The following is a 22,380-nucleotide window of genomic DNA, read 5'->3' on the forward strand; positions in this document are numbered from 1 at the left end:
AGCAGCGGCAGCGGCACACATGACCCTGGGTAGGGGGAGGAGACGGGGTTCTCAGAGAGTGGGTCGGGCTCTCAGGGAGTGGGTCGGGCTCTCAGGGAGTGGGTCGGGGTTCTCAGGGAGTGTGGGGGGTGAGTACGGCGTCGAGGAACGGCTCGATCGCCGAGCGCCAGGCCTCCGGCTGGTCGTAGTACACGAGGTGCCCCGCGTCGGAGACCTCCGCGTACTCGCCGCGGGGCAGCACCCGCACCATCTCCTGGGCCTCGGCCCGCCCGAGCTCACCGTCGAGGCCCCGCACGACCAGCGCCGGGCACTGCACCTGGGTGAGCTCCTCCCAGTGCGCGTCGTAGACCCAGGTCTCGCGGGACTTCAGCATCTGGTCGGGCTCGAAGACGGGCCGCCAGCCGTCGGGCGACTCGTGCATGACCTCGGCGTAGAACTCGCCCCGGGAGGGGTTCGGGCGCTCCACCCAGGGGTCGTCCTCGCCGAACCACTTGCGGACGTCGGCGAGGGTGGCGAAGGGGACCGGCCAGGACTTGAACCAGTCGCCCCACTCGCGCTGCGAGGCCGCGCCGAGCGCGGAGGCCCGCATGTCGCAGACGATCAGGCCGCGCACCAGGTCGGGACGCTTGGCGGCGAGCTGCCAGGCCGTCAGCGCGCCCATGGCGTGGCCGATGAGGACGGCCGGGGCGAGGCCCAGCTGCTCCAGGGCGGCCTCCGCGTCCTCGACGTAGGCCTCGCGGGTGAAGGCGGCCTCCGGCGGCTTCTCGCTCTGGCCGTGGCCGCGCTGGTCGAGGGCGACCGCGCGGTGTCGCTCGGAGAGCCAGCGGGCGGTGGACGCCCAGTGCGAGGCCCGGCCCATCAGGCCGTGCAGTAACAGGACGCCCGAGGAACCGTCCTCCCCCGCTTCCGCTTCCGCGGCGCTCGGGGCTCCTGCGGACTGTGCCGGGATCACCTTGGGCGGGTCCCCGAACTCCCAGGCCGCCAGGCGTACGCCGCCCGCCCCGGTCACGTCGATGCGTCGCGCCACAGTTCCTGGCACCCCCCTGGCCCTCGTACCGTTGTGCTGTCGTCAGACTTCGGATCACACGCAGGCTATCGAATGCCCTTTCGAGATGGGCACTCTCCGCAAGCAACACCCCTCGTTCGAGTGACCTGTTTCAAGGAATGATCGGCGCCGCCGAGGGGAGACCTTCAGCGGGAGGCGGACCGGTCGGGGAAACCGGCCCGAGGGGAACGACCTTGAGAGCTCGGGGCTCCAGGTCGAAAAAGGGGAGGACAGGCCCCGGTGCCACACGGCACCGGGGCCCTCCGCTCGTCTGCGGCAGACCATCCCCGCCCCCCTCAGGTCATATGCCTCACGCGACAGCGTGGCACGGGAAGCGCGTGCGCGCTGCCATTCGACACAGGGAATCTGCGATTCGACGAGATCGACAGGACGCCACAACTGCCCCACACGCCCCATGAGTTGAACAATGCTCAGCGCTTCGCCACGAACACGTGGGACGCCACGTCCGACTGCAGCTCGGCCGCCTCGCCGCCGCTGCCGACCAGCACACCGCCCGCCGACTCCGTCACACTCACCACCGAGCCGGGCTGCACGCCCGCGCGGCGCAGCGTGTACATCAGCTGCGCGTCCGTCTGGATCGGCTCGCCGATACGGCGCACCACGACCGTCTTGCCGTCGGCGCCCGGATCGAGGTCCGCCAGCGACACCATGCCCTCGTCCAGGAACGGGTCCGCGCCGTCCTTCTCGCCCAGCTCCTCCAGACCCGGGATCGGGTTGCCGTACGGCGACTCGGTCGGGTGCCGCAGCAGCTCCAGCACACGCCGCTCCACGGCCTCGCTCATCACGTGCTCCCAGCGACACGCCTCCGCGTGCACCTGCTCCCACTCCAGGCCGATCACGTCGACGAGGAGACACTCGGCCAGCCGGTGCTTGCGCATCACGCGCGTGGCCAGCCGGCGACCCTCGTCGGTGAGCTCCAGGTGCCGGTCGCTGGCCACGGAGACCAGGCCGTCGCGCTCCATCCGCGCGACCGTCTGGCTGACCGTCGGACCACTCTGGTCGAGCCGCTCCGCGATCCGGGCGCGCATGGGGACCACACCTTCCTCCTCGAGCTCGAGGATGGTGCGGAGATACATCTCCGTGGTGTCGATCAGTCCGGACATTCGTAGCCCCTCGATTAGCTCTGCCGAAGGCTGGACGGCTCTCCGGCGCGTGCGCTGGCCCTGTAGTCAATTCTGCCGGATACCACTGACAAGCGTGCCGCGCCGCTGAAACGAGGCGGTTACATCAGGGTGCGGACACGGGGCGCGGCATGTGCGCGGCGACGGAGCGAGGACGGTCGCCCACTCCGCTTCCCCGCCGTACCCGGCCGCCTCTGCGTCCTCGTCCCCATCTCCGTCCCCGTCGTATTGACAGGGTGCTGGTCCAGACCGCACGGTGATCCGCGACCCGGGAACGGACCCGGACCCGACACGGCAAAGGGGCCCCTCGGATGAGCGACCGCAAGCTCGCCGCCCAGTTCTTCGACGCCGCGATCACGCTGCTGCAGCGGGCCCGCGACGAGGAGGCCGAGGCCGTCGAGGCCGCCGGAACGCTCCTCGCCGACACCGTGGCCGACGGCGGCCGCCTCTTCGCCTTCGGCGCCGGCCACTCCTCCCTCGCCGCCCAGGACATCGTCTACCGCGCGGGCGGCCTCGCCCTGATGAACCTGCTCGCGGTGCCGGGCGTCGTCGGCGTCGACGTCACACCCGCCACCCTCGGCTCCGCCCTGGAGTGCGTCGACGGCCTCGCGAGCGCCGTCCTGGACACCTCGCCCCTGCGCGCGGGCGACGCCCTCGTCATCGTCTCGCTCTCCGGCCGCAACGCCCTGCCCGTGGAGATGGCCCAGAACGCCCGCACCCTGGGCGTGAAGGTCATCGGCGTGACGTCGGTGGCGTACGCCTCACAGACGACGTCCCGGCACACCTCCGGAACGTTCCTCAAGGACCACTGCGACATCGTCCTGGACTCGAAGATCGCCGTCGGCGACGCCGAGCTCACCCTCGACGCCGTCCCCGCGCCGTTCGCCCCCGCCTCCACGGTCGTCACCGCCGCGCTCCTCCAGGCCGTCATGGCCACCGCGGCCGGCGCCCTCGCCGACCGCGGCATCGAGCCCCCGCTCCTGCGCTCCGGCAACGTCGACGGCGGCCACGACTGGAACGGACGGATCATGGAGGAGTACCGGGACCGGATCTTCTACCGCCGCTGAACGCGCCGTGGCACGCGCGCGTGTCAGCCGCGGTCGGCCGGGGCGGCCAGGTCGGCCAGGTCCAGGGCCGTCGCTATGCGGACGGCGACATCCTCGGCGTAGTTCGCGTCGGAGCGTTCGAAGGCGGTGCGGCCGGCGCCGCGCAGGAACGTCACGACGCCCATGGTGCGGCCGCGGCTGCGCAGCACCGCGCACAGCGCGTACACCGTGTCCTCGGGCCACTGACGCGCCCGCGCCCACTCCCGGGCCTCGTCCGCCGGGACGGAGCCGACGCCCGCCCGCACGGAACCGGCCCGTGCGACGCACTGCAGCGCCGGATGCCCGTCGCCGTAGCGGACGGGCAGGCCCGCGTGTCCGGTGAGCGCGCTGGGGCCCGGACCGCCCGACGGCGTGGCCGCGACCCGCATCAGCCGCGCCGGCCCCGCCCCCTCCACATCGGCCGACGCCTCGCCCATCACCCGGTCGACCAGGGCGTGGTCGGCGAACCCGGCGAGCGCGAAGTCGAGGTGGACGGTGGCGGCCTCGGCCGGGTCCTCGCACTCGGCCGCCGCGCGGGCCGCCCGGTGCAGCTGGTTGGAGCGGAAGCGCAGCATGGCGGCCTCCTGCTCGCCCTGCTTGGCCTCCGTGACGTCCTGGAAGAGCCAGCCGACCCCGAGCGGCACCGGCTCCTCGGCGAGCGGCGAGGCCAGCCGCAGGAAGCCACTGCGCCAGCAGCGCCGCTTCTCTCCGTCCGGGGTGCGCACTCCGACCCACAGCTCGGCGGGCGCGGGCGGGGCGCCCTCGGCGAGGACGTGCGTCAGCGCGTTCTCCAGCTCCTCGGCGCCCCGGGTGAGCAGTTCCCCCAGCGGACGGCCCAGCACGGCCGTACGGCCCGTGCCGAGCGCGCGGGCGGCGTGCGCGTTGACGACGGCGGGGCGCAGGTCGGCGTCGACCAGGACCACCCCCCAGGAGGCGTCGTCGAAGAGGGCCTCGCTGAGCGCGATGGAACGTTCCAGGTCGATCTGCGCATGCACCTCGCTGAAGGCGCAGTACAGTCCGGCGGGCTTGCCGTCCGGGCCGCGCACGGCGGCGGACTGCGTCCGTACGAGCACCCGGCCGCCGTCCTTCGTCAGCAGCGCGAACTCGTGCACCTGACGGCCCGGCGCGTGCATGGCGGCCATCAGCCGCCCCTCGATGTCCTCGGCGTCCGCCTCGCGCACGGCCCAGCCGGCGAAGCCGTGCCGTCCGACGGCCTCGGCCGCGCTCCAGCCGAGGATGCGCTCGGCCTCACGGTTCCAGTGGGTGACCACTCCGTCACCGTCGAAGGCGCACAGGGCCGCGTCCATGCCGTCGAGCAGCGCGGCGAGCAGGTCCGCGCCGTCCGGTCCGACCGGTCCGGTCCCGGGGTGCGCGCCCTCCGGGGTCTCCGGGCCGTCCTCGCCCGACCGCTCGGGCTGCTCGGGCTCGTCCGGCCCCAGCTCGTCGGTGGTCCCACTACGCCGGGAAGCACTCACCTGGACCCCCTGCAGGTTCGCTCTCTTGCCCTCATTCAACTCGAACGTGACGCAGCCCACATATGATTCCCGCAAGATTGCCGAGGAATCGTTGCACCGGGCTCTAGTCAGGGTGGGGCATGAGCCGCAGGTCGACCCATTCCGCCGTCTCGCCGTCGAGCACATACCGCTCGACCTCGACGAACCCACGCGTCCGCGCGAACCGCAGCCCGCCCTCGTTGACGGCCAGCACGCACGTCTCGACCACCCGGGCGCCCAGCACGCGCGCGTGGGCGAGCGCGTGCTCGTACAGCGCAGTCCCGTACCCGCGGCCCCGATACTCGGGCAGCACGCGCGCGATGACGGTCGCCACCGCCTCCTCGCCCTCGGGCGGCCGCACGGTCGAGCACCCGACGAGGACGTCACCGACGTAGGCGTTCTCCAGGCGGTACCGCCCCGCGCGCTCACGCACCTCGCCCAGGGACATCGCAGCCGGCGGCACGATCGTGTTGTGGACGTGCCGCCACTGCTCCAGTGCGGCCTCCCCGGCGGCGAACTCGATATGCAGACGAAGATCACTCACGCAAGCAGGGAATCGCCTCCCGGTCCCCCGGGTCAACATCTCAGAAAAAACACTTGAGCGACCGGCGAGGGGTTCTTAGGGTGTGGCGTACCGAATGAAGGGAGGTGGTCCGAAGCATGTATGCACACCGGACGTCGGAGGTGGCTGCGGGCTAATGGCCCGTCGCCCACTGAGTGCGGTGCCGGACCAGCGCGTGTGAGTCGCGTGCAACCGGCCAATTCAACGCAGTCACCCGACCCGCGAGTCGCCGGTACGTCCGGCCGGCCCTCCTGAGGGAGGACCCGACTCGCGGGTCGTCTGCTTTTCCGGACCTCCGTCCGCAAGGTTTGCGGGGCGTGAGGCGGGACACGTGCGAATTTTTTGGCAAGCAGTACTCTGGCCGCATGCTTTCGCTTGTTCGACGCCGCCATGTGGACTACGTCCGCGTCACGAGCATGGGCTGTCGACGCTCCATCTGAGCCCGTCCAGCCCCTTCGCGGTTCACCGCCGCCCGCGTTTTCGCGCTTTCCCTTTCTCTGACCGCCCGGCACCCGCGCGCCGCCCCACCCACGGCGGCCACGGGCCCCGCACACCCACGGACGCATCATGACGAACGTGACACCCCTCGCGACGAACCCATCGAATCAGCACCCGCCGAATCAGCACCCGTCGTATCAGCAACTGCCGTATCAGCAACTGCCGATCATCGATCTCTCCGCCGCCGACCGCGGGCCCCAGGCGCGGGCGCTGCTGCATGCGCAGTTGCACAGTGCCGCGCACGACGTGGGGTTCTTCCAGCTGGTCGGGCATGGGGTGAGCCCCGAGGAGACGGAGGAGCTGCTCTCCGCCATGCGGCGGTTCTTCGCGCTGCCCGAGGAGCAGCGGCTCGCGATCGACAATGTGAACTCGCCGCACTTCCGTGGGTACACGCGGACCGGTGACGAGCGGACCGGCGGTCGGCAGGACTGGCGGGATCAGCTCGACATCGGGGCGGAGCGGCCCGCGCGGATACCGGGGCCGGGTGAGCCCGCGTACTGGTGGCTTCAGGGGCCCAATCAGTGGCCCGACGGGTTGCCCGAGCTGCGGAGCGCCGCGCTCGCCTGGGTCGAGCGGCTCAGCGGTGTCGCGGAGCGGCTGCTGCACGAGCTGCTCGCCGCGATCGGCGCGCCGGTCGACTTCTACGACGCGGTGTTCGGGGAACGGGCGCATCCGCATCTGAAGCTCGTGCGGTATCCGGGGAGTGCGGGGGACGGGGGCGGTCAGGGGGTGGGGGCTCACAAGGACTACGGCTTCCTGACGCTGCTGCTTCAGGACCGGGTGGGCGGGCTCCAGGTGCAGCGGGAGGACGGGCTGTTCCATGATGTGCCGCCGCTGGAGGGGGCCTTCGTGGTGAATCTCGGGGAGCTGCTGGAGGTGGCGACCAACGGGTATCTGCTCGCCACCAACCATCGGGTCGTGTCGCCGCCGAGTGCGGTGGAGCGGTTCTCGGTGCCGTTCTTCTACAACCCGCGGCTGGACGCCCGGGTCGAGCCACTGCCCTTCCCGCACGCCGCCGCCGCGCGCGGTGTGACCGACGATCCGGCCAACCCGCTGTTCGCGGAGTACGGCTTCAACGAACTGAAGGGCAAGTTGCGGGCGCACCCGCTGGTGGCCGAGCGGCATCACGCGGAGCTGCTCAGCCCCGCGTGATCACCGGCTGCGTGATCACCGGCTGCGTGATCACCGGCACGGCACGTGGCACGGCCCGCGGTATGGCCCGCGGTATGGCCCGCGGTATGGCCCGCGGTACGGCTCAGCTCGCGATGTCGTCGTAGCCCTCGATCTCCTGGGGGTTGCGGGTGCCGGGGCCGATGTAGCGGGCCGACGGGCGGACCAGGCGGCCGGTGCGCTTCTGTTCCAGGATGTGCGCGGACCAGCCGGCGGTGCGGGCGCAGGTGAACATCGAGGTGAACATGTGTGCCGGGACTTCGGCGAAGTCCAGGACGATGGCCGCCCAGAACTCGACGTTCGTCGCCAGGACGCGGTCCGGGCGGCGGGCGTGGAGTTCGGCGAGGGCGGCCTTCTCGAGGGCTTCGGCGATCTCGAAGCGGGGTGCGCCCAGTTCGCGGGCGGTGCGGCGCAGTACGCGCGCGCGTGGGTCCTCGGCGCGGTAGACGCGGTGGCCGAAGCCCATGAGGCGCTCGCCCTTGTCGAGGGCCTGCTTGACGTAGGCCTCCGCGTCGCCGGTGCGTTCGATCTCCTCGATCATGCCGAGGACGCGGGAGGGGGCTCCGCCGTGCAGCGGGCCCGACATGGCTCCCACGGCGCCGGAGAGGGCCGCGGCGACGTCGGCGCCGGTGGAAGCGATGACGCGTGCGGTGAAGGTGGAGGCGTTCATGCCGTGTTCGGCGGCCGAGGTCCAGTAGGCGTCGACGGCCGCCACATGCTTGGGGTCCGGTTCGCCGCGCCAGCGGATCATGAAGCGTTCGACGACGGACTGGGCTTTGTCGATCTCCCGCTGCGGGACCATGGGGCGGCCTTGGCCGCGGGCGGACTGGGCGACGTAGGAGAGGGCCATGACGGCGGCGCGGGCGAGGTCCTCGCGGGCGTGCTCGGCGTCGATGTCGAGGAGGGGTTTGAGGCCCCAGACGGGCGCGAGCATGGCGAGCGCGGACTGGACGTCGACACGGATGTCGCCGGAGTGGACGGGGATCGGGAAGGGTTCGGCGGGCGGCAGGCCGGGGTTGAAGGCCCCGTCGACGAGCAGCCCCCAGACATTGCCGAAGGAGACATGGCCGACCAGGTCCTCGATGTCGACGCCCCGGTATCGCAGGGCGCCGCCCTCCTTGTCCGGTTCGGCGATCTCCGTCTCGAACGCGACGACTCCTTCGAGCCCGGGTACGAAGTCGGACATCAGGCGGCTCCTCGTGATGTGTGCGACGGACGGCACCGGTGGATCCGCGGTCCTGGAGGACTCGCGGTCGTGGGCGGTCACCCCAGTGATGCCCCGTGGGGCGGGCGGTCACCCCACTGGGATGGCATCTGCACCATATCCCCGAGTGCCACCTTTGGGGAGTGGTTGCGGCACTCAGTGCCACCTTCAGTGGTGTGGGGTGCGGTGGTGGGCCATACGGCAGGATGACCTCGTGACCGACGCAGACCCCGTCTCTCCAGGCCCCGTTCCCGACCCCGCCGCGATGCGCAAGCAGTACCGGGCCGAGGGGTTCACCGAGGCCGAGCTGGCCGCCACGCCGGTGGAGCAGTTCGCCCGCTGGTTCAAGGACGCGGCCGTCGAGGCCCAGCTCTTCGAGCCGAACGCCATGGTCGTCTCCACCGCGGACGCCGAAGGGCGGCCCAGCTCCCGTACGGTGCTGTTGAAGCAGTTCGACGAGCAGGGTTTCGTCTTCTACACCAACTACGACTCCCGCAAGGCCCTCGATCTCGCCGAGAATCCGTACGTCTCGCTGCTCTTTCCGTGGCATCCGATGGCCCGGCAGGTCATCGTGCGGGGCGTGGCGCGGCGTACCGGGCGGGACGAGACCGCCGCGTACTTCCGGACCCGGCCGCACGGCTCGCAGCTCGGTGCGTGGGCCAGCGCCCAGTCGTCGGTGATCGCCACCCGGGCCGACCTCGACGCCTCGTACGCCGAGCTGGCGGCCCGCTATCCGGAGGGCGAGCAGGTGCCGGTGCCGCCGCACTGGGGTGGTTTCCGGGTGGCGCCGGAGTCGGTGGAGTTCTGGCAGGGCCGGCTGAACCGGCTGCACGACCGGCTGCGGTATGTGGCGGAGGCGGACGGGAGCTGGCGGGTGGAGCGGCTCAGTCCCTGAGGCGGTGGGCCCCTCGGGGCGTCAGACCTTGCCCGGCAGGAACGCCGTACGGCGCCCGCCCAACAGCTCGCCCATGCGGGCGCGGAAGTCCTCGCTGAGCGTGGGCCAGTTCCAGAACTGGAAGCCGAGGTGGACGAAGGCCAGGTGGTCGTCGGTCCAGTCCCACTCGGGCAGCGGGGCGGACTCGGCGCAGGAGGCGCAGTCGGCGTCGGCCGTGCCCGTTTCGTACCAGAGGTCCATCACGGTGGACATGTGCGACGACCAGACCGGGTCGTCGGGATCGGCGGCCGTCCCGCAGCGCGGGCAGATCGCCGTCGCGCCCTTGCTGGTGTTGAAGTTGCTGTAGAAGACGTGCCGTTCGGTGTGGACGGCGACGCCTTCCGGAGCGCCCCAGCGGGCGTGGGTGACCGCCTTGTGCCAGTTGGGGCCGGGTGGGTGGGCCGGGTGGTCCCCCAGGGCCCAGCCGGGCGCCGCCTCGGCGAGCACGATGCCCTCGGCCACGAGCCACTCCACCACGGGCCGGGCGAGGCTCGGTGCGTCCTGTGGACCCGCGTAACGGTCGACGATCGTCTGGTAGGTGTCCCCCATGCCCGAACCGTAAGCCGTGCCACTGACAACGGGCCCGGCACGGCCGACCCGGGCGATCAGCCCAGGGTCTGCTCCAGCAGCCCCGCCCACTGCGCCACCACCCGGTCGCGGCGGGCCGCGTCGTCGGTGAGGAGGTTGGCGAGGCCGAGGCCGCGGGCCATGTCCAGCAGGCCCTGGACGGTCTCGCGGACGCCGGGCGCGGTCTCGTCGGCGCCGAGCAGTTCCACGGCTATGCGGTGGGTTTCGCGGCCTACGCGGGCTTCCAGTTCGGTCACGCGCGGGCGTAGTGGTTCCTCGTTGGAGGCGGCCACCCACAGGTGCAGGGCGGCGCGGAAGAGGGGGCCGGTGTAGAGGTCGACGAGGGCGGTGACGACCGCGCGGCGATCGCCGGTGGCGCCTTGTGGGAACAGTGCGCGCAACGCGCAGGAGCGTTCCTCGGCGACGTACTCGACGGCCGCGGTGAACAGGTCCTCGCGGGTGGGGAAATGGTGCTGGGCGGCGCCCCGGGAGACGCCCGCGCGTTCGGCGACGACCAAAACCGTGGAGCCTGCCCAGCCGTGTTCGGCGAGGCAGGCGACGGCGGCTTCCAGGAGCCGCTGCCGGGTGGCGCGGCTGCGGTCCTGCTTGGGGGCGCGGTCGGCCGGGCCGCGGTCGCCGGGGCCGCGGTCGCCGGGTAGATGTGCGGCTGTGGTCACAGCACCCATGGGGGATCCCGTCGTTCGAGGAAGGCCGCCATTCCCTCGCGGGCGTCGCGGCCGGCGAACAACGAGGCCGAGAGCCAGGTCATCGAGCCCACGTCCTCGACGAACGCCTCCAGCACCTTAGCCGTGAGCAGCTTCTTCGTCCTGGCCAGGGCTTTGGGTGAGGCCCGCCGCAGGCCGTCGAGGACGGGTGCGAGGGCCTCGTCGAGGTCGGTGTGGCCGGCGGACTGGGTGACGAGGCCGATCCGGGCCGCTTCGGCGGCGCCGAAGGTCTCTCCGGTGAGGCAGTAGCGGGTGAGGGCGCGTGGGTCGACGCGGGGCAGCAGGGGCAGCGAGATGACGGCGGGCGCGACTCCGATGCGTACCTCGGTGAACGCGAACGTCGACGTCTCGGAGGCGATCGCGATGTCGCAGGCGCCGAGCAGTCCCAGGCCGCCCGCCCTGACGTGCCCGGCGACCCGGGCCACCACGGGCTTGCGCAGCTCGAGGATCTGCTGGAGCAGTCCGGGCACCGCCTTGGGGCGCGGCGGGTCCTTGAGGTCGGCGCCGGCGCTGAAGGTGTTGCCGGTGTGGGTGAGGACGACGGCGCGTATGTCGTCGTCCTTGTGGCAGTTGGTGAGCGCGTCGGTCAGTTCGGTGACGAGGGCGTGCGAGAGGGCGTTGCGGGTGGCGGGCGAGTCGAGGCTGAGGGTCTCGATGCCCCGTTCGCGGGTGCGGCCGACCAGGGGGGTTGTGCTGGGTGTCGTCATGCGCGTTCCCTCAGCCGGCGGCGGAGTATCTTCCCGGAGACGGCGCGCGGCACGGTGTCGATGAAGGTGACCTCGCGGACGCGCTTGTAGGGGGCGACGCGTTCGGCGACGTACATGGCGATCTCTCCTTCGGAGAGGTCGGGGGATGTCGGCCGGCGGACCACGTAGGCGTGCGGGACTTCGTTGCCGTCGTCGTTGTAGACGCCGATGACGGCGGCGTCCGCTATGCCGGGGTGGGTGAGCAGGAGCGCTTCGAGTTCGGCGGGGGCGACCTGGAAGCCCTTGTACTTGATCAGTTCCTTGACGCGGTCGACGACGAACAGCCAGCCGTCGGCGTCGATGTGCCCGACGTCGCCGGTGTGCAGCCAGCCGTCGGCGTCGATCATGGCGGCGGTGGCGTCGGGGCGGCCCAGGTAGCCCTTCATGATCTGGGGTCCCCGGATGAGGATCTCGCCGGGTTCGCCGACGCCGAGGTCCTTGCCGGGGTCGTCGAGGGAGACGATGCGCATCTCGGTGCCGGCGATGAGTTTGCCGACGGTGCCGGCGGGGGCTTCGCGCATGGCGCCGAGCGGGACGACGTGGGTGCCGGGGGACAGTTCCGTCATGCCGTAGGCCTGGCCGAGGGGCGGCAGGTCGAGGCGTTCGGCGCAGGCCGCGGCGAGTTCGGCGTCCAGGGGTGCGGCGGAGCAGATGACGTACCGCAGCGACGACAGGTCGTACTGGGCGACCGCCGGGTGTTTGGCGAGGGCGAGGACGATCGGCGGGGCCACGTAGAGGGCGGTGATGCGGTGGTTCTGGATGGCCGCGAGGAACGTCTCCAGGTCGAAGCGGGGCAGCACGACGACGGTGGCGCCCTGGCGCAGGGGTGCGTTCATCAGGGCGGTGAGGCCGTAGATGTGAAAGAAGGGCAGTACGGCGAGGATGCGTTCGCCGGGGCCCGCGGAGATCGCCGCCCGTAGCTGGTCGAGGTTGGTGGCGATCTGCCGGTGGGTGAGCATGACGCCCTTGGGGGTGCCGGTGGTGCCGGAGGAGTACGGCAGGGCCGCGACGTCATCCATCGGGTCGATGTCCACCTGTGGCTCGGGGGCTGTGGAGCCGAGCATGTCGATCAGTGAGCGGTGTCCGCTCGCGTTGTCGCAGACGAAGATCTCCTCGATGCCGCCGGCGAGTTCGGCAGCGCGCCGGGCGGTCTGGAGCAGGGGTGAGACGGTGACGATCCAGCGGGCGGCCGAGTCGCCGAGCTGCCCCGCGAACTCCTCGGCGGTGGCGAGCGGGTGCACGGTGGTGACGGTGGCGCCCGCGCGGGTGGCGGCGTAGAACGCGATCGGGAACGCGACGGTGTTGGGGCTGTGCAGGGCGAGGACGTCGCCCTTGCGGACGCCGGCGTCGGCGAGGGCGGCGGCGACCCTGCGGTGGAAGCGGTCCAGCTGATCGTAGGTGAGGGTGGTGCCGTCCGTGCCGTCGACGAGCGCGGGCAGTTCGCCGAACTCGGCGGCGCGGCCCAGCACGGCGTCGTGGATGGGGAGTTCTACGTGTGGGACGTCTGCGTACTCGCTGCGGAACACGGTTCCTCCAAGGCGGGTCGGTACCCAGGCGGGTCAGTACGACTTGGGCAGGCCCAGGGTCTGGTGGGAGACGTAGTTGAGAATCATCTCCCGGCTCACCGGGGCGATACGAGCCACCCGGGAGGCCGTTATCAGCCGGGCGAGGCCGAACTCGTGGGTGAGGCCGTTGCCGCCGAGGGTGTGCACGGCCTGGTCGACCGCTTTCACACAGGCCTCCCCGGCCGCGTACTTGGCCATGTTGGCGGCCTCGCCGGCGCCGGTGTCGTCCCCCGCGTCGTACAGGTGGGCTGCCTTCTGCATCATCAGGCGGGCCAGTTCGAGGTCGATGTGGGCCTGCGCGAGGGGGTGTGCGATGGCCTGGTGGGCGCCGATCGGGGTTTTCCAGACGGTGCGGTCGCGCGCGTACTGGATCGCTTTGGCGAGTGCGTGGCGGCCCATGCCGATCGCGAAGGCGGCCGTCATGATGCGTTCGGGGTTGAGGCCGGCGAAGAGCTGCTGCAGGCCGGCGTCCTCGTCGCCGACGAGTGCGTCGGCGGGGAGCCGTACGTCGTCCAGGGTCAGTTCGAACTGTTTCTCCGTGCCGTGCAGTTCCATGTCGATTCGGCGGCGGGTGAAGCCGGGAGCGTCGCGCGGGACGATGAACAGGCAGGGCTTGAGGCTGCCCGTGCGGGCGTCTTCCGTGCGGCCGACGATCAGGGTGGCGTCGGCCATGTCCACGCCGGAGACGAAGACCTTGCGGCCGGTGAGCAGCCAGTCGCCGCTCGCGCTGTCGCGGCGGGCCGTGGTGGTGATGCGGTGGCTGTTGGAGCCGGCGTCGGGTTCGGTGATGCCGAAGGCCATGAGGCGGGAGCCGTCCGCCAGCGCGGGGAGCCACTGCTGTTTCTGGGATTGCGTGCCGAAGCGGGCGATCACGGTGCCGCAGATCGCCGGGGAGACGATCATCATGAGGAGGGGGTTGCCCGCGGCGCCCAGCTCTTCCAGGACGAGGGAGAGTTCGGCGATGCCGCCACCACCGCCGCCGTATTCCTCCGGCAGGTTGACGCCGATGTAGCCGAGCCCCGCGGCTTCCTGCCAGAGGGTTCTGGTGTCGTGGTCGTGGCTTTTCGCGAAGGCCGATACCGCTGCTCGGAGTGCCTTGTGTTCGTCGGTTTCGATGAGGGTGGTCATGGTGGCTCCTTCGGGTGCGGGTCCGCTGTGGCAGAGCGCGCAGTGCTACGCGTCCCTTTCAGGCACGGCTTGCTGCACTACCGCCAGCAGAGTGCCTGGCTCCACTTGCTGTCCTGTCGTCACCGGTAGAGCCGTCAGCGTCCCCGTCACCGGTGCCGAAATGACGTGTTGCATCTTCATCGCTTCGAGCCAGACGATCGGTTCGCCCGCCTGGACACTCGATCCGGTGATGAGACCTTGCGCGAGCTTGACGATCGTTCCCGGCATGGGTGCCAGGAGGGAGCCGGGGGCGTGCTGGATCGCCGGGGCGGGGAAGCGGGGCAGGGCCGTGAGGGTGGTGGCGTTGACGTGGACCTGGTCGCCGTAGCGGGCGACGTCGAAGCGGCGTCGTACGCCGTCGATCTCCAGGACGACCAGTGTCGGGTCCGCGTGCACGACCTGGACGCCCTCCGCCGTGAGGCCCCTCCGTGTGTGCCGGTAGGCGATCTCTATCTCCTCGCCGCCCCTCGCATACCGCTTGGTCTGCGGCTGGGACGGCAGGTTGCGCCAGCCGCCGAACCGGGATCCGGTGCGCGCTTCGGCGAGCGCTGCGGCGAGCGGGGCGTGCGGGTCGGCGGGCACGGCCGTCAGTTCGGGCAGGTGGCGGTCGTAGAAGCCGGTGTTCATGCGGGCGGACGTGAACTCCTCGTGGCGCAGGGAGCGGACGAGGAGGTCGCGGTTGGTGGCCGGGCCGTGCAGGACGGTGCGTTCCAGGGCGCCCGCGAGCTTGCGGACGGCCTCCGCGCGCGTGGGGGCGTGAGCGACGATCTTGGCGAGCATGGCGTCGTAGTGCACGCCGATCGGGTCGCCGTCCCCGTAGCCCGTGTCCAGGCGGACGCCCGCGGGGACGGCCAGGCGGTGCAGGGTGCCGGTCTGGGGGGTCCAGTCGTGCGCCGGGTCCTCGGCGTAGAGGCGGGCCTCGACGGCGTGGCCACGCGCGCGTGGGGGCTCGGGGGCCAGCGCGGCGCCCTCCGCGAGCCGGATCTGCTCCGCCACCAGGTCGAGGCCGAAGACGGCCTCGGTGACAGGGTGTTCGACCTGGAGGCGGGTGTTCATCTCCAGGAAGTGCGCCCGGCCGTCGGCGACGAGGAACTCGACCGTGCCCGCGCCCACGTAGTCCACGGCGCGTGCGGCGCGGACGGCGAGCGCGTGCAGTTCCTCCGTGAGGTCCTGCGGCAGTCCGGGCGCCGGCGCCTCCTCGACGACCTTCTGGTGCCGTCGCTGGAGGGAGCAGTCGCGGGTGCCCAGCGCCCACACCGTGCCGTGGGTGTCGGCGAGGATCTGCACCTCGACGTGGCGGCCGTTGTCGACGTAGGGCTCGACGAACACCTCGCCGTCGCCGAAGGCGCTCGCGGCCTCCGCGCGGGCGCCCTCCAGTGCGGCGCTGAGCTCCTCCAGGCGGCGCACGACGCGCATTCCGCGCCCTCCGCCGCCCGCGGCGGCCTTCACCAGCACCGGCAGGTCGGCGTCGGTCACCTCGTCCGGGGACAGCGGCGCGAGCCCCATGAGCTGCTTCGCGCGGGTCTTGGAGGCCATCGCCTCGATCGCCTGCGGCGGCGGGCCGATCCAGACCAGGCCCGCGTCCAGGACGGCGCGCGCGAAGTCGGCGTTCTCGGAGAGGAAGCCGTAGCCGGGGTGGACGGCGTCCGCGCCCGCGGCGACGGCAGCCTTCACGATGAGGTCGGCGCGCAGATAGGTCTCCGCGGGCGCCGCTCCCGGCAGTCGTACCGCCGTGTCGGCCACGCGCGCGTGGAGCGCGTTCTCGTCGGCGTCCGAGTGCACGGCGACCGTCCGGATTCCCAACTCACCGCAGGTCCGGACGATGCGGCAGGCGATCTCGCCGCGGTTGGCCACAAGTACAGTCCCGATCACGTGATCTGATCCCTCACATCCGGAAGACGCCGAAGCCGCCGCGCGCACCCTCGTACGGCGCCGTGTGGATGGCCGACAGGCACAGGCCCAGGACCGTGCGGGTGTCGCGCGGGTCGATGACGCCGTCGTCGTACAGCCGCCCCGACAGGAACATCGGCAGCGACTCCGCCTCGATCTGCTGCTCGACCATGGCGCGCAGGGCGGCGTCGGCGTCCTCGTCGTAGGGCCGGCCCTTGGCGGCCGCGGACTGGCGGGCGACGATCGACAGCACGCCCGCGAGCTGCTGCGGGCCCATCACCGCCGACTTGGCGCTGGGCCAGGCGAACAGGAAGCGGGGGTCGTAGGCGCGCCCGCACATGCCGTAGTGGCCGGCGCCGTAGGACGCGCCCATGAGGACGGACAGGTGCGGGACCTTCGAGTTGGAGACCGCGTTGATCATCATCGCGCCGTGCTTGACGATGCCGCCCTGCTCATACTCGCGGCCGACCATGTAGCCGGTGGTGTTGTGCAGGAAGAGCAGCGGGATGTCGCGCTGGTTGGCTAGCTGGATGAACTGGGCGGCCTTCTGGGACTCCGCGCTGAACAGGACCCCTTGGGCGTTCGCCAGGATGCCGACGGGATAGCCGTGCAGGGTCGCCCAGCCGGTGACGAGGCTCGTCCCGTACAGGGGCTTGAACTCGTCGAAGTCGGAGGCGTCGACGATCCGGGCGATCACCTCGCGCGGGTCGAAGGGGGTGCGCAGATCGTCCGGGACGATCCCCAGGAGCTCTTCCTCGTCATACTTGGGGGGTACGGCCGGGCCGGGATCCTCGTACGCCTTGCGGTGGTTGAGGCGGGCCACCACGCGGCGGGCCTGCCGCAGCGCGTCCCGCTCGTCGACGGCGAAGTGGTCGGCGAGACCCGACACGCGCGCGTGCATCTCCGCGCCGCCCAGGGACTCGTCGTCGCTCTCCTCCCCGGTGGCCATCTTCACCAGGGGCGGCCCGCCGAGGAACACCTTCGCCCGCTCCTTGACCATGATCACGTGGTCGGACATGCCGGGGATGTAGGCGCCGCCGGCCGTGGAGTTGCCGAAGACGACCGCGACGGTCGGAATCCCGGCCGCCGACAGCCGCGTCAGGTCCCGGAAGACGGCGCCTCCGGGGATGAAGATCTCCTTCTGCGACGGCAGGTCGGCGCCGCCCGACTCGACCAGGCTGATGCAGGGCAGCCGGTTGGCGAGGGCGATGTCATTGGCGCGCAGGGCCTTCTTCAGCGACCAGGGGTTGCTGGCGCCGCCGCGCACGGTCGGATCGTTGGCGGTGATCAGGCACTCCACGCCCTCGACGACCCCGATGCCGGTGACGAGCGACGCGCCGACCGTGTAGTCGCTCCCCCAGGCTGCCAGCGGCGACAGCTCCAGAAAGGGCGTGTCGGGGTCGAGGAGCAGTTCGATGCGCTCGCGGACGAGGAGTTTGCCGCGCGCGCGGTGCCTGGCGACGTACTTCTCGCCGCCCCCGGCCAGCGCCTTCGCGTGCTCGGCGTGGAGGTCGGCGAGCTTGCCGAGCATGGCCTCGCGATGGGCGTGATGGACGGGGCCGTGGGTGTCCAGGGCGGACGTGATGACCGTCAAAGGAGGGCCTCCGGGATGTCCAGGCGGCGGGAGCGCAGCCATTCGCCGAGCGCCTTGGCCTGCGGGTCGAAGCGGTGCTGTGCGGCGACGCCGGCGCCGAGGATGTCCTCGACGACGAAGTTCAGGGCACGGAGCGAGGGCAGGACGTGCCGGGTGACCGTCAGCTCGCGGCTCTCGGGTACGAGCTCGCGGAACCGGTCGACGGTCAGCGTGTGGGCGAGCCATCGCCACGCCTCGTCCGTGCGCGCCCACACCCCGACGTTGGCGTCCCCGCCCTTGTCGCCGCTGCGGGCGCCCGCGACCAGCCCGAGGGGGGCGCGCCGTACGGGTCCGTCCGGCAGCGGATCGGGAAGCGGGGGTTCCGGTACGCCGTCGAGTACGAGGGTGTCGGCGGCCGGGGCCACGGCGACACGGCGCCCGTCGGCGAGGACGGCCAGGTGCGCGACCTCGCCCTGAGGGACGTACGCGGCCTCGAAGACGCCGTAGGGGGAGCCCTTCCCCGGCGGGGCGAGGACATGGAAGCCGGGGTAGCTCGCCAGCGCCAGTTCCACGGCCGCGCCGCTCAACGCCCGTCCCGCGACGGCCTGTTCGGGATCGCGTACGACGAGCCGCAGCAGCGCGCTCGCCGTCTCCTCGGTGTCGGCGTCGGGCCGGTCGGTGCGGACCAGCTCCCAACGGACGTCCTCGGGTGGGGACTTGGTGAGGACGTCCGTCATCTGCTCGCGCACCAGCGCCGCCTTGGCCTCGATGTCGAGGCCGGTGAGCACGAAGACGACCTCGTTGCGGAAGCCGCCGATGCGGGTGCGGCCGACCTTGAGCGTCGGGGGCGGGGCCTCGCCGCGCACGCCGTCGATCCGTACCCGGTCGGGGCCGTCCTGGGTGAGCCGTACGGTGTCCAGGCGGGCGGTGACGTCGGGTCCCGCGTACCGGGCGGGGCCGGTCTCGTACAGCAGTTGGGCGGTGACCGTGCCGACGTCGACGAGGCCGCCGGTGCCGGGGTGCTTGGTGATGACGCAGCTGCCGTCGGCGTGGATCTCGGCGACGGGGAAGCCGGGGCGGCGCAGGTCACGGCCGGCCCGGCTCGCGTCCCGGAAGAAGGCGTAGTTGCCGCCGGTGGCCTGCGTCCCGCACTCCAGGACGTGTCCGGCGACGACGGCGCCCGCGAGCCGGTCGTACTCCCCCGGCTGCCAGCCGAAGTGGGCGGCGGCGGGGCCGGTGACAAGGGCCGCGTCGGTGACCCGTCCGGTGACGACGACGTCCGCGCCCGCCCGCAGACAGGCGGCGATGCCGAAGCCGCCGAGGTAGGCGTGGGCGGTGAGGCTGCCGGGGTGGCCGGGGGTGAGGTCGTCGCCCTCGACGTGCGCGACCCGAACGGGGATGTCGAGCCGGTCGGCCAACTGCCTTACGGCGTCGGCGAGTCCGGCCGGATTGAGGCCGCCGGCGTTGGTGACGATCCGGACGCCGCGCTCGCGGGCGAGGCCGAGGGACTCCTCCAACTGCCGCAGGAACGTACGGGCGTATCCGGCGGACGGGTCCTTCAACCGGTCCCGGCCGAGGATCAGCATGGTGAGCTCGGCGAGGTAGTCGCCGGTGAGGACGTCGAGTTCGCCGCCGGTGAGCATCTCGCGCATCGCGTCGAAGCGGTCGCCGTAGAAGCCGGAGGCGTTGCCTATCCGCAGGACGTTCGGCGGGACGTTCGGCAGGACGCTCACGAGGCCGTCCCCTTCGGCGGGCGGCCCTTGCCGGGCGGGCCCGCGAAGGCCTGGGCGACGTCCAGCCAGCGGTCGGCGTCGGGGCCTTCGGCGTGCAGGGCGAGGTCGGCGCGGTGGGCGCGCTGGGTGACCAGGCGGCAGAAGTCGAGGGCGGCGCCGGTGACTCGATCGTCGGCGTCCGGCGGCCCGTATGTCCACAACTCGCCCGAGGGGCCGGTGAGTTCGACGCGGAACTCCTCGAACGGCGTGGGCAGTCCGTGCACGCCGAAGGCGAAGTCCCGGGTGCGGACGCCGAGGCGGACGATGTGCCGGAGCCGGTCGGTGGGCGCGGGCGTCGCGCCCAGCGCGTCCGCCACGTCCAGGCCGTGCGCCCAGGTCTCCATCAGCCGGGCGGTGGCCATGGAAGCGGCGGACATGGGCGGCCCGTACCAGGGGAAACGCGCGCCCGCGGGCGCTGCCCGCAGGGCTTCCGCCAGGGCCTCGCGGCCGGCCCGCCAGTCCGCGAGCAACCGCGCGGGCGGCTTCTCGGCCCCCTCCTGCGCACCGTTGTCGACGAAGTCCCCGGGTTCGGCCAGCGCCTTCTCCACCTCACGGGCGAATGCGTCCTGATCGGTCACGGCCAGCACGGAGGAGCGGTCGGTCCAGGCGAGGTGCGCGATCTGATGGGCGACGGTCCAGCCGACGGCGGGCGTCGGCAGCGTCCACTGCTCCGGCCCCAACTCGGCTACCAGCCGGTCGAGTTCGTCGCTTTCGGCACGGAGATCGTCGAGCACGGGGGTCGGGTCGGCCATGGGGTGGAGCATGGCAGCGTCCCCAAAAACAATCAAGCGTGCTTGCATTGATTTGTGCGGAACGGCGGACCGGACCGGACAGCCGGGAGGCGCCGGCCCCGCCCCGGGTCAGGAAGCGGGGCGCTTCCTCCCTCGTGCCACCTGCGTCCGCACCGCGCCCATGCTCGCCCCGACGACCAGGGCGATCGCGGCCGCCTGGACGGTGGTGAGGGACTGGTCGAGGACGAGGAAGCCGGCCGTGGCGGCGAGGGCCGGTTCCAGGCTCATCAGGACGGCGAAGGTGGAGGCGGGCAGGCGGCGCAGGGCGAGGAGTTCGAGGGTATAGGGGAGGACCGAGGAGAGCATGGCCACCGCCGCGCCCAGGCCGAGCGTCACCGGGTCGGCCAGTTTCGTGCCGGACTCCGCGAGGCCCAGCGGGAGGAAGAGCAGCGCGCCCACCGCCATGGCCAGGGCCAGGCCGTCCGCCTGCGCGAAACGGCGGCCGGTGCGGGCGCTGAAGACGATGTACGCCGCCCACATCGCTCCCGCGCCGAGCGCGAACGCGACGCCCACCAGGTCGACGCCGCCACCGAAGCCACCACCGCCGCCCCCGCCGTGTCCGCCGCTTCCCGCGTCGCCCGCGTCTCCGCCGCCGCTGAGCAGGAAGACGCCGGCGAGGGCGAGGCCGGCCCAGAGGAGGTTCAGCGCGCGGCGCGAGGCGGCGACCGAGAGGGTCAGCGGGCCGAGGACCTCCAGCGTCACCGCCAGGCCCAGCGGGATACGGTCCAGCGCCTGGTAGAACAGGCCGTTCATCGCGGCCAGCGTGACGCCGAAGGCGACGACCGTGCCCCAGTCCGCGCGCGAGTGGCCGCGCAGCCGCGGCCGACAGACGACCAGCAGCACCACCGCCGCCACGAGCAGCCGCAGCGCCACCACGCCCAGCGCGCCCGCCCTCGGCATCAGCGTCACCGCCAGCGCGCCGCCGAACTGCACCGAGACCCCGCCGGCGAGCACCAGTCCGACCGGACCGAGGGAGCCGAAGCGGCCCGGAGCGGCGGCGGGGGCGGCGGCCGGGGCGCCTGCGGCCGGGGCCGAGGTCGCCGAGATCTGCGGTGAGGCGGCGGTGTCGGAGGTCGTCACGGGCGGTCCAGGTGCTCGGCGTGGTCGGCATGGTCGGGTTCGATCCAGGCCGTTCATCGCGATGTACTGACCAGTCCAGGCTAATGGACCATGTCAGGTGTGTGAACCCATTTAGCCGCTGTCTCGGGCTGTGAGACGTGCGACGACGCCCACAACAACAGGTGCGACGACGACAGGTGTGACGACTCCTACCTGCGCGACATGTACAGATCCAACGCCTTGTGCAGCAGCTTGTTGAGCGGGAAGTCCCACTCCCCCAGGTACTCCACGGCCTCGCCGCCCGTGCCCACCTTGAAGCGGAGCAGGCCGAGCAGGTGGTTGGACTCCTCCAGGGTGTCGGTGATGCCGCGCAGGTCGTAGACGGCGGCGCCGAGTTCGTGGGCGTCGGCCATCATCCGCCACTGCATGGCGTTGTTGGGCTGGACCTCGCGCCTGCGGCTGGTGGAGGCGCCGTACGAGTACCAGACGTGCTCGCCGACGGTCAGCATGGTGGCCGCCGCGAGGACCTCGCCGTCGTGGTGGGCGAGGTAGAGCCGCATACGGTCGGGGTGTTCGGTGTTCAGCGCGCTCCACATGCGCTGGAAGTAGGGCAGCGGACGCGGGAGGAAACGGTCGCGCTCGGCGGTCTCGGTATAGAGGGTGTAGAAGGCCGGGAGGTCCTCGTAGCCACCCCGGACGACCTTCACGCCCGCCTTCTCCGCCTTCTTGATGTTGCGCCGCCACTGCTGGTTGAGGCCGCCGTGGACCTCCTCCAGCGTCCGCCCGGCGAACGGGACCTGGAAGACGTAGCGGGGCTGACCGGCCGCGAAGCCGTCCTCGCCGCCCGGCTCGGTCTGCTGCCAGCCCGCGCGGCGCAGCCGCTCGGCGACGTCGAGGGCGCCCGGCTCCTGCGAGCTCGCCTCGGCGTCCCCCAGCCGGTGGGCGCCCGGGTCGGCGATGGCCGCCTTGACGGCGTCGGCGCTCCAGCGGCGTACGACGACGGGCGGGCCCATCTTCACCGAGAACGCGTCCCGCGCCTTCAGGTGCCCGAGCATCGGCGTCAGCCAGCGTTCCACCAGGTCGGGTGCGTGCCAGTCGAGGAGCGGGCCCTCGGGCAGATAGGCCAGGTACTTCTTCAGCCTGGGCAGCGGCCGCAACAGCGCCAGCCCCGCTCCGACGAGCCGCCCGTCCTCGTCGAACCAGCCCAGGCTCTCCGCCCGCCAGTCCGGCTTCACATCCCCCCACGAGGGGACCTGCATATGGCTCGCGGAGGCGCGGGCCGCGACGAACGCCAGATGCTCGTCGCGACTGATGGACTGGACACGCAGGCTCATGCCGAGGGCTCCTTCGAACGATCGCCGATTGGCCGTTTCGGGCCAACCTAGGAGGTCA

Annotated in this window: 19 protein-coding genes; 3 read left to right on the top strand and 16 right to left on the bottom strand. The window is 71.9% G+C overall.

What is annotated here, in order from left to right:
- Positions 1 to 112: 112 nt before the first annotated feature.
- Both ACIBTS_RS26795 and ACIBTS_RS26800 read right to left on the bottom strand, forming a co-directional pair.
- Positions 113 to 1,027 carry an alpha/beta hydrolase gene (locus ACIBTS_RS26795; protein ID WP_319677071.1) on the bottom strand — a complete coding sequence of 305 codons (915 nt, stop codon included), beginning with the start codon at positions 1,025 to 1,027 and terminating at the stop codon, positions 113 to 115.
- A gap of 449 nt (positions 1,028 to 1,476) precedes the next feature.
- Positions 1,477 to 2,169 carry a metal-dependent transcriptional regulator gene (locus tag ACIBTS_RS26800; RefSeq protein ID WP_079661558.1) on the bottom strand — a complete coding sequence of 231 codons (693 nt, stop codon included), beginning with the start codon at positions 2,167 to 2,169 and terminating at the stop codon, positions 1,477 to 1,479.
- Positions 2,170 to 2,498: 329 nt separating this feature from the next.
- Between ACIBTS_RS26800 and ACIBTS_RS26805 the strand changes: the two genes are divergently transcribed.
- A complete protein-coding gene (locus ACIBTS_RS26805; protein ID WP_399322706.1) occupies positions 2,499 to 3,254 on the top strand; it encodes an SIS domain-containing protein in 756 nt (251 codons plus the stop codon).
- 23 nt (positions 3,255 to 3,277) lie between these two features.
- On the opposite strand, the gene ACIBTS_RS26810 is transcribed toward ACIBTS_RS26805, so the two are convergent.
- Together ACIBTS_RS26810 and ACIBTS_RS26815 are read right to left on the bottom strand one after the other, a co-directional pair.
- Positions 3,278 to 4,747: a PAS domain-containing protein gene (locus tag ACIBTS_RS26810; protein WP_319677073.1), complete on the bottom strand. Its 1,470-nt coding sequence runs from the start codon at positions 4,745 to 4,747 to the stop codon at positions 3,278 to 3,280.
- A 103-nt stretch (positions 4,748 to 4,850) separates the two neighbouring features.
- Positions 4,851 to 5,309 carry a GNAT family N-acetyltransferase gene (locus tag ACIBTS_RS26815; RefSeq protein ID WP_399322708.1) on the bottom strand — a complete coding sequence of 153 codons (459 nt, stop codon included), beginning with the start codon at positions 5,307 to 5,309 and terminating at the stop codon, positions 4,851 to 4,853.
- A gap of 585 nt (positions 5,310 to 5,894) precedes the next feature.
- Here ACIBTS_RS26815 and ACIBTS_RS26820 point away from each other — a divergent pair.
- The gene (locus tag ACIBTS_RS26820) at positions 5,895 to 6,977 is read left to right on the top strand and encodes an isopenicillin N synthase family dioxygenase (RefSeq protein ID WP_399322710.1); all 1,083 of its coding nucleotides are present in this window, start codon (positions 5,895 to 5,897) and stop codon (positions 6,975 to 6,977) included.
- Between the two features lie 103 nt (positions 6,978 to 7,080).
- On the opposite strand, the gene ACIBTS_RS26825 is transcribed toward ACIBTS_RS26820, so the two are convergent.
- Positions 7,081 to 8,181, bottom strand: coding sequence for a citrate synthase 2 (locus ACIBTS_RS26825; RefSeq protein WP_079661553.1), 1,101 nt, complete (start codon positions 8,179 to 8,181; stop codon positions 7,081 to 7,083).
- Between the two features lie 283 nt (positions 8,182 to 8,464).
- Here ACIBTS_RS26825 and pdxH point away from each other — a divergent pair, with 283 nt between their 5' ends.
- Positions 8,465 to 9,094, top strand: coding sequence for a pyridoxamine 5'-phosphate oxidase (pdxH, locus tag ACIBTS_RS26830; protein ID WP_319674875.1), 630 nt, complete (start codon positions 8,465 to 8,467; stop codon positions 9,092 to 9,094).
- 21 nt (positions 9,095 to 9,115) lie between these two features.
- Here pdxH and ACIBTS_RS26835 read toward each other — a convergent pair whose 3' ends face one another.
- From ACIBTS_RS26835 to ACIBTS_RS26885, 11 genes are all read right to left on the bottom strand, one after another.
- Positions 9,116 to 9,682: a hypothetical protein gene (locus tag ACIBTS_RS26835; protein WP_399322712.1), complete on the bottom strand. Its 567-nt coding sequence runs from the start codon at positions 9,680 to 9,682 to the stop codon at positions 9,116 to 9,118.
- Positions 9,683 to 9,738: 56 nt separating this feature from the next.
- On the bottom strand, positions 9,739 to 10,386 hold the full coding sequence (locus ACIBTS_RS26840) for a TetR/AcrR family transcriptional regulator (RefSeq protein WP_079661550.1): 648 nt from the start codon (positions 10,384 to 10,386) through the stop codon (positions 9,739 to 9,741).
- A complete protein-coding gene (locus ACIBTS_RS26845) occupies positions 10,374 to 11,132 on the bottom strand; it encodes an enoyl-CoA hydratase family protein (protein WP_399322714.1) in 759 nt (252 codons plus the stop codon). Before ACIBTS_RS26845 ends, ACIBTS_RS26840 begins: the two co-directional genes overlap by 13 nt.
- Positions 11,129 to 12,697 (bottom strand): 4-coumarate--CoA ligase family protein, encoded by a 1,569-nt coding sequence (locus ACIBTS_RS26850; protein ID WP_399322717.1) that lies wholly within the window; start codon positions 12,695 to 12,697, stop codon positions 11,129 to 11,131. Before ACIBTS_RS26850 ends, ACIBTS_RS26845 begins: the two co-directional genes overlap by 4 nt.
- Before the next feature lie 33 nt (positions 12,698 to 12,730).
- Positions 12,731 to 13,864, bottom strand: coding sequence for an acyl-CoA dehydrogenase family protein (locus tag ACIBTS_RS26855; protein WP_399322719.1), 1,134 nt, complete (start codon positions 13,862 to 13,864; stop codon positions 12,731 to 12,733).
- Positions 13,865 to 13,909: 45 nt separating this feature from the next.
- Positions 13,910 to 15,775, bottom strand: coding sequence for an acetyl/propionyl/methylcrotonyl-CoA carboxylase subunit alpha (locus tag ACIBTS_RS26860; protein ID WP_399322721.1), 1,866 nt, complete (start codon positions 15,773 to 15,775; stop codon positions 13,910 to 13,912).
- Positions 15,776 to 15,788: 13 nt separating this feature from the next.
- Positions 15,789 to 17,387 (bottom strand): acyl-CoA carboxylase subunit beta, encoded by a 1,599-nt coding sequence (locus tag ACIBTS_RS26865; RefSeq protein ID WP_399322723.1) that lies wholly within the window; start codon positions 17,385 to 17,387, stop codon positions 15,789 to 15,791.
- Positions 17,384 to 19,099, bottom strand: a complete 1,716-nt coding sequence (locus tag ACIBTS_RS26870; protein WP_399322724.1) for an acyclic terpene utilization AtuA family protein — start codon at positions 19,097 to 19,099, stop codon at positions 17,384 to 17,386. The genes ACIBTS_RS26865 and ACIBTS_RS26870 overlap by 4 nt, the downstream gene beginning before the upstream one ends.
- On the bottom strand, positions 19,096 to 19,890 hold the full coding sequence (locus ACIBTS_RS26875) for a TIGR03084 family metal-binding protein (protein ID WP_399322726.1): 795 nt from the start codon (positions 19,888 to 19,890) through the stop codon (positions 19,096 to 19,098). The genes ACIBTS_RS26870 and ACIBTS_RS26875 overlap by 4 nt, the downstream gene beginning before the upstream one ends.
- Before the next feature lie 108 nt (positions 19,891 to 19,998).
- The gene (locus ACIBTS_RS26880) at positions 19,999 to 21,009 is read right to left on the bottom strand and encodes an EamA family transporter (protein WP_399322728.1); all 1,011 of its coding nucleotides are present in this window, start codon (positions 21,007 to 21,009) and stop codon (positions 19,999 to 20,001) included.
- Positions 21,010 to 21,197: 188 nt separating this feature from the next.
- Positions 21,198 to 22,322 (bottom strand): lipid II:glycine glycyltransferase FemX, encoded by a 1,125-nt coding sequence (locus ACIBTS_RS26885; protein WP_399322730.1) that lies wholly within the window; start codon positions 22,320 to 22,322, stop codon positions 21,198 to 21,200.
- Positions 22,323 to 22,380: the final 58 nt, after the last annotated feature.

The sequence above is a fragment of the Streptomyces sp. NPDC050121 genome, from assembly GCF_044460385.1.
Classification (GTDB): Bacteria; Actinomycetota; Actinomycetes; order Streptomycetales; family Streptomycetaceae; genus Streptomyces; species Streptomyces soliscabiei.

What these genes read in the sequence shown, in the direction of transcription:
- ACIBTS_RS26800 (WP_079661558.1), bottom strand. Translation starts at nt 2,169, where the DNA reads ATGTCCGGACTGATCGACACCACGGAGATGTATCTCCGCACCATCCTC.
- ACIBTS_RS26835 (WP_399322712.1), bottom strand. Translation starts at nt 9,682, where the DNA reads ATGGGGGACACCTACCAGACGATCGTCGACCGTTACGCGGGTCCACAG.
- ACIBTS_RS26845 (WP_399322714.1), bottom strand. Translation starts at nt 11,132, where the DNA reads ATGACGACACCCAGCACAACCCCCCTGGTCGGCCGCACCCGCGAACGG.
- ACIBTS_RS26805 (WP_399322706.1), top strand. Translation starts at nt 2,499, where the DNA reads ATGAGCGACCGCAAGCTCGCCGCCCAGTTCTTCGACGCCGCGATCACG.
- ACIBTS_RS26885 (WP_399322730.1), bottom strand. Translation starts at nt 22,322, where the DNA reads ATGAGCCTGCGTGTCCAGTCCATCAGTCGCGACGAGCATCTGGCGTTC.
- ACIBTS_RS26825 (WP_079661553.1), bottom strand. Translation starts at nt 8,181, where the DNA reads ATGTCCGACTTCGTACCCGGGCTCGAAGGAGTCGTCGCGTTCGAGACG.
- ACIBTS_RS26820 (WP_399322710.1), top strand. Translation starts at nt 5,895, where the DNA reads ATGACGAACGTGACACCCCTCGCGACGAACCCATCGAATCAGCACCCG.
- pdxH (WP_319674875.1), top strand. Translation starts at nt 8,465, where the DNA reads ATGCGCAAGCAGTACCGGGCCGAGGGGTTCACCGAGGCCGAGCTGGCC.
- ACIBTS_RS26875 (WP_399322726.1), bottom strand. Translation starts at nt 19,890, where the DNA reads ATGGCCGACCCGACCCCCGTGCTCGACGATCTCCGTGCCGAAAGCGAC.
- ACIBTS_RS26840 (WP_079661550.1), bottom strand. Translation starts at nt 10,386, where the DNA reads ATGGGTGCTGTGACCACAGCCGCACATCTACCCGGCGACCGCGGCCCC.
- ACIBTS_RS26855 (WP_399322719.1), bottom strand. Translation starts at nt 13,864, where the DNA reads ATGACCACCCTCATCGAAACCGACGAACACAAGGCACTCCGAGCAGCG.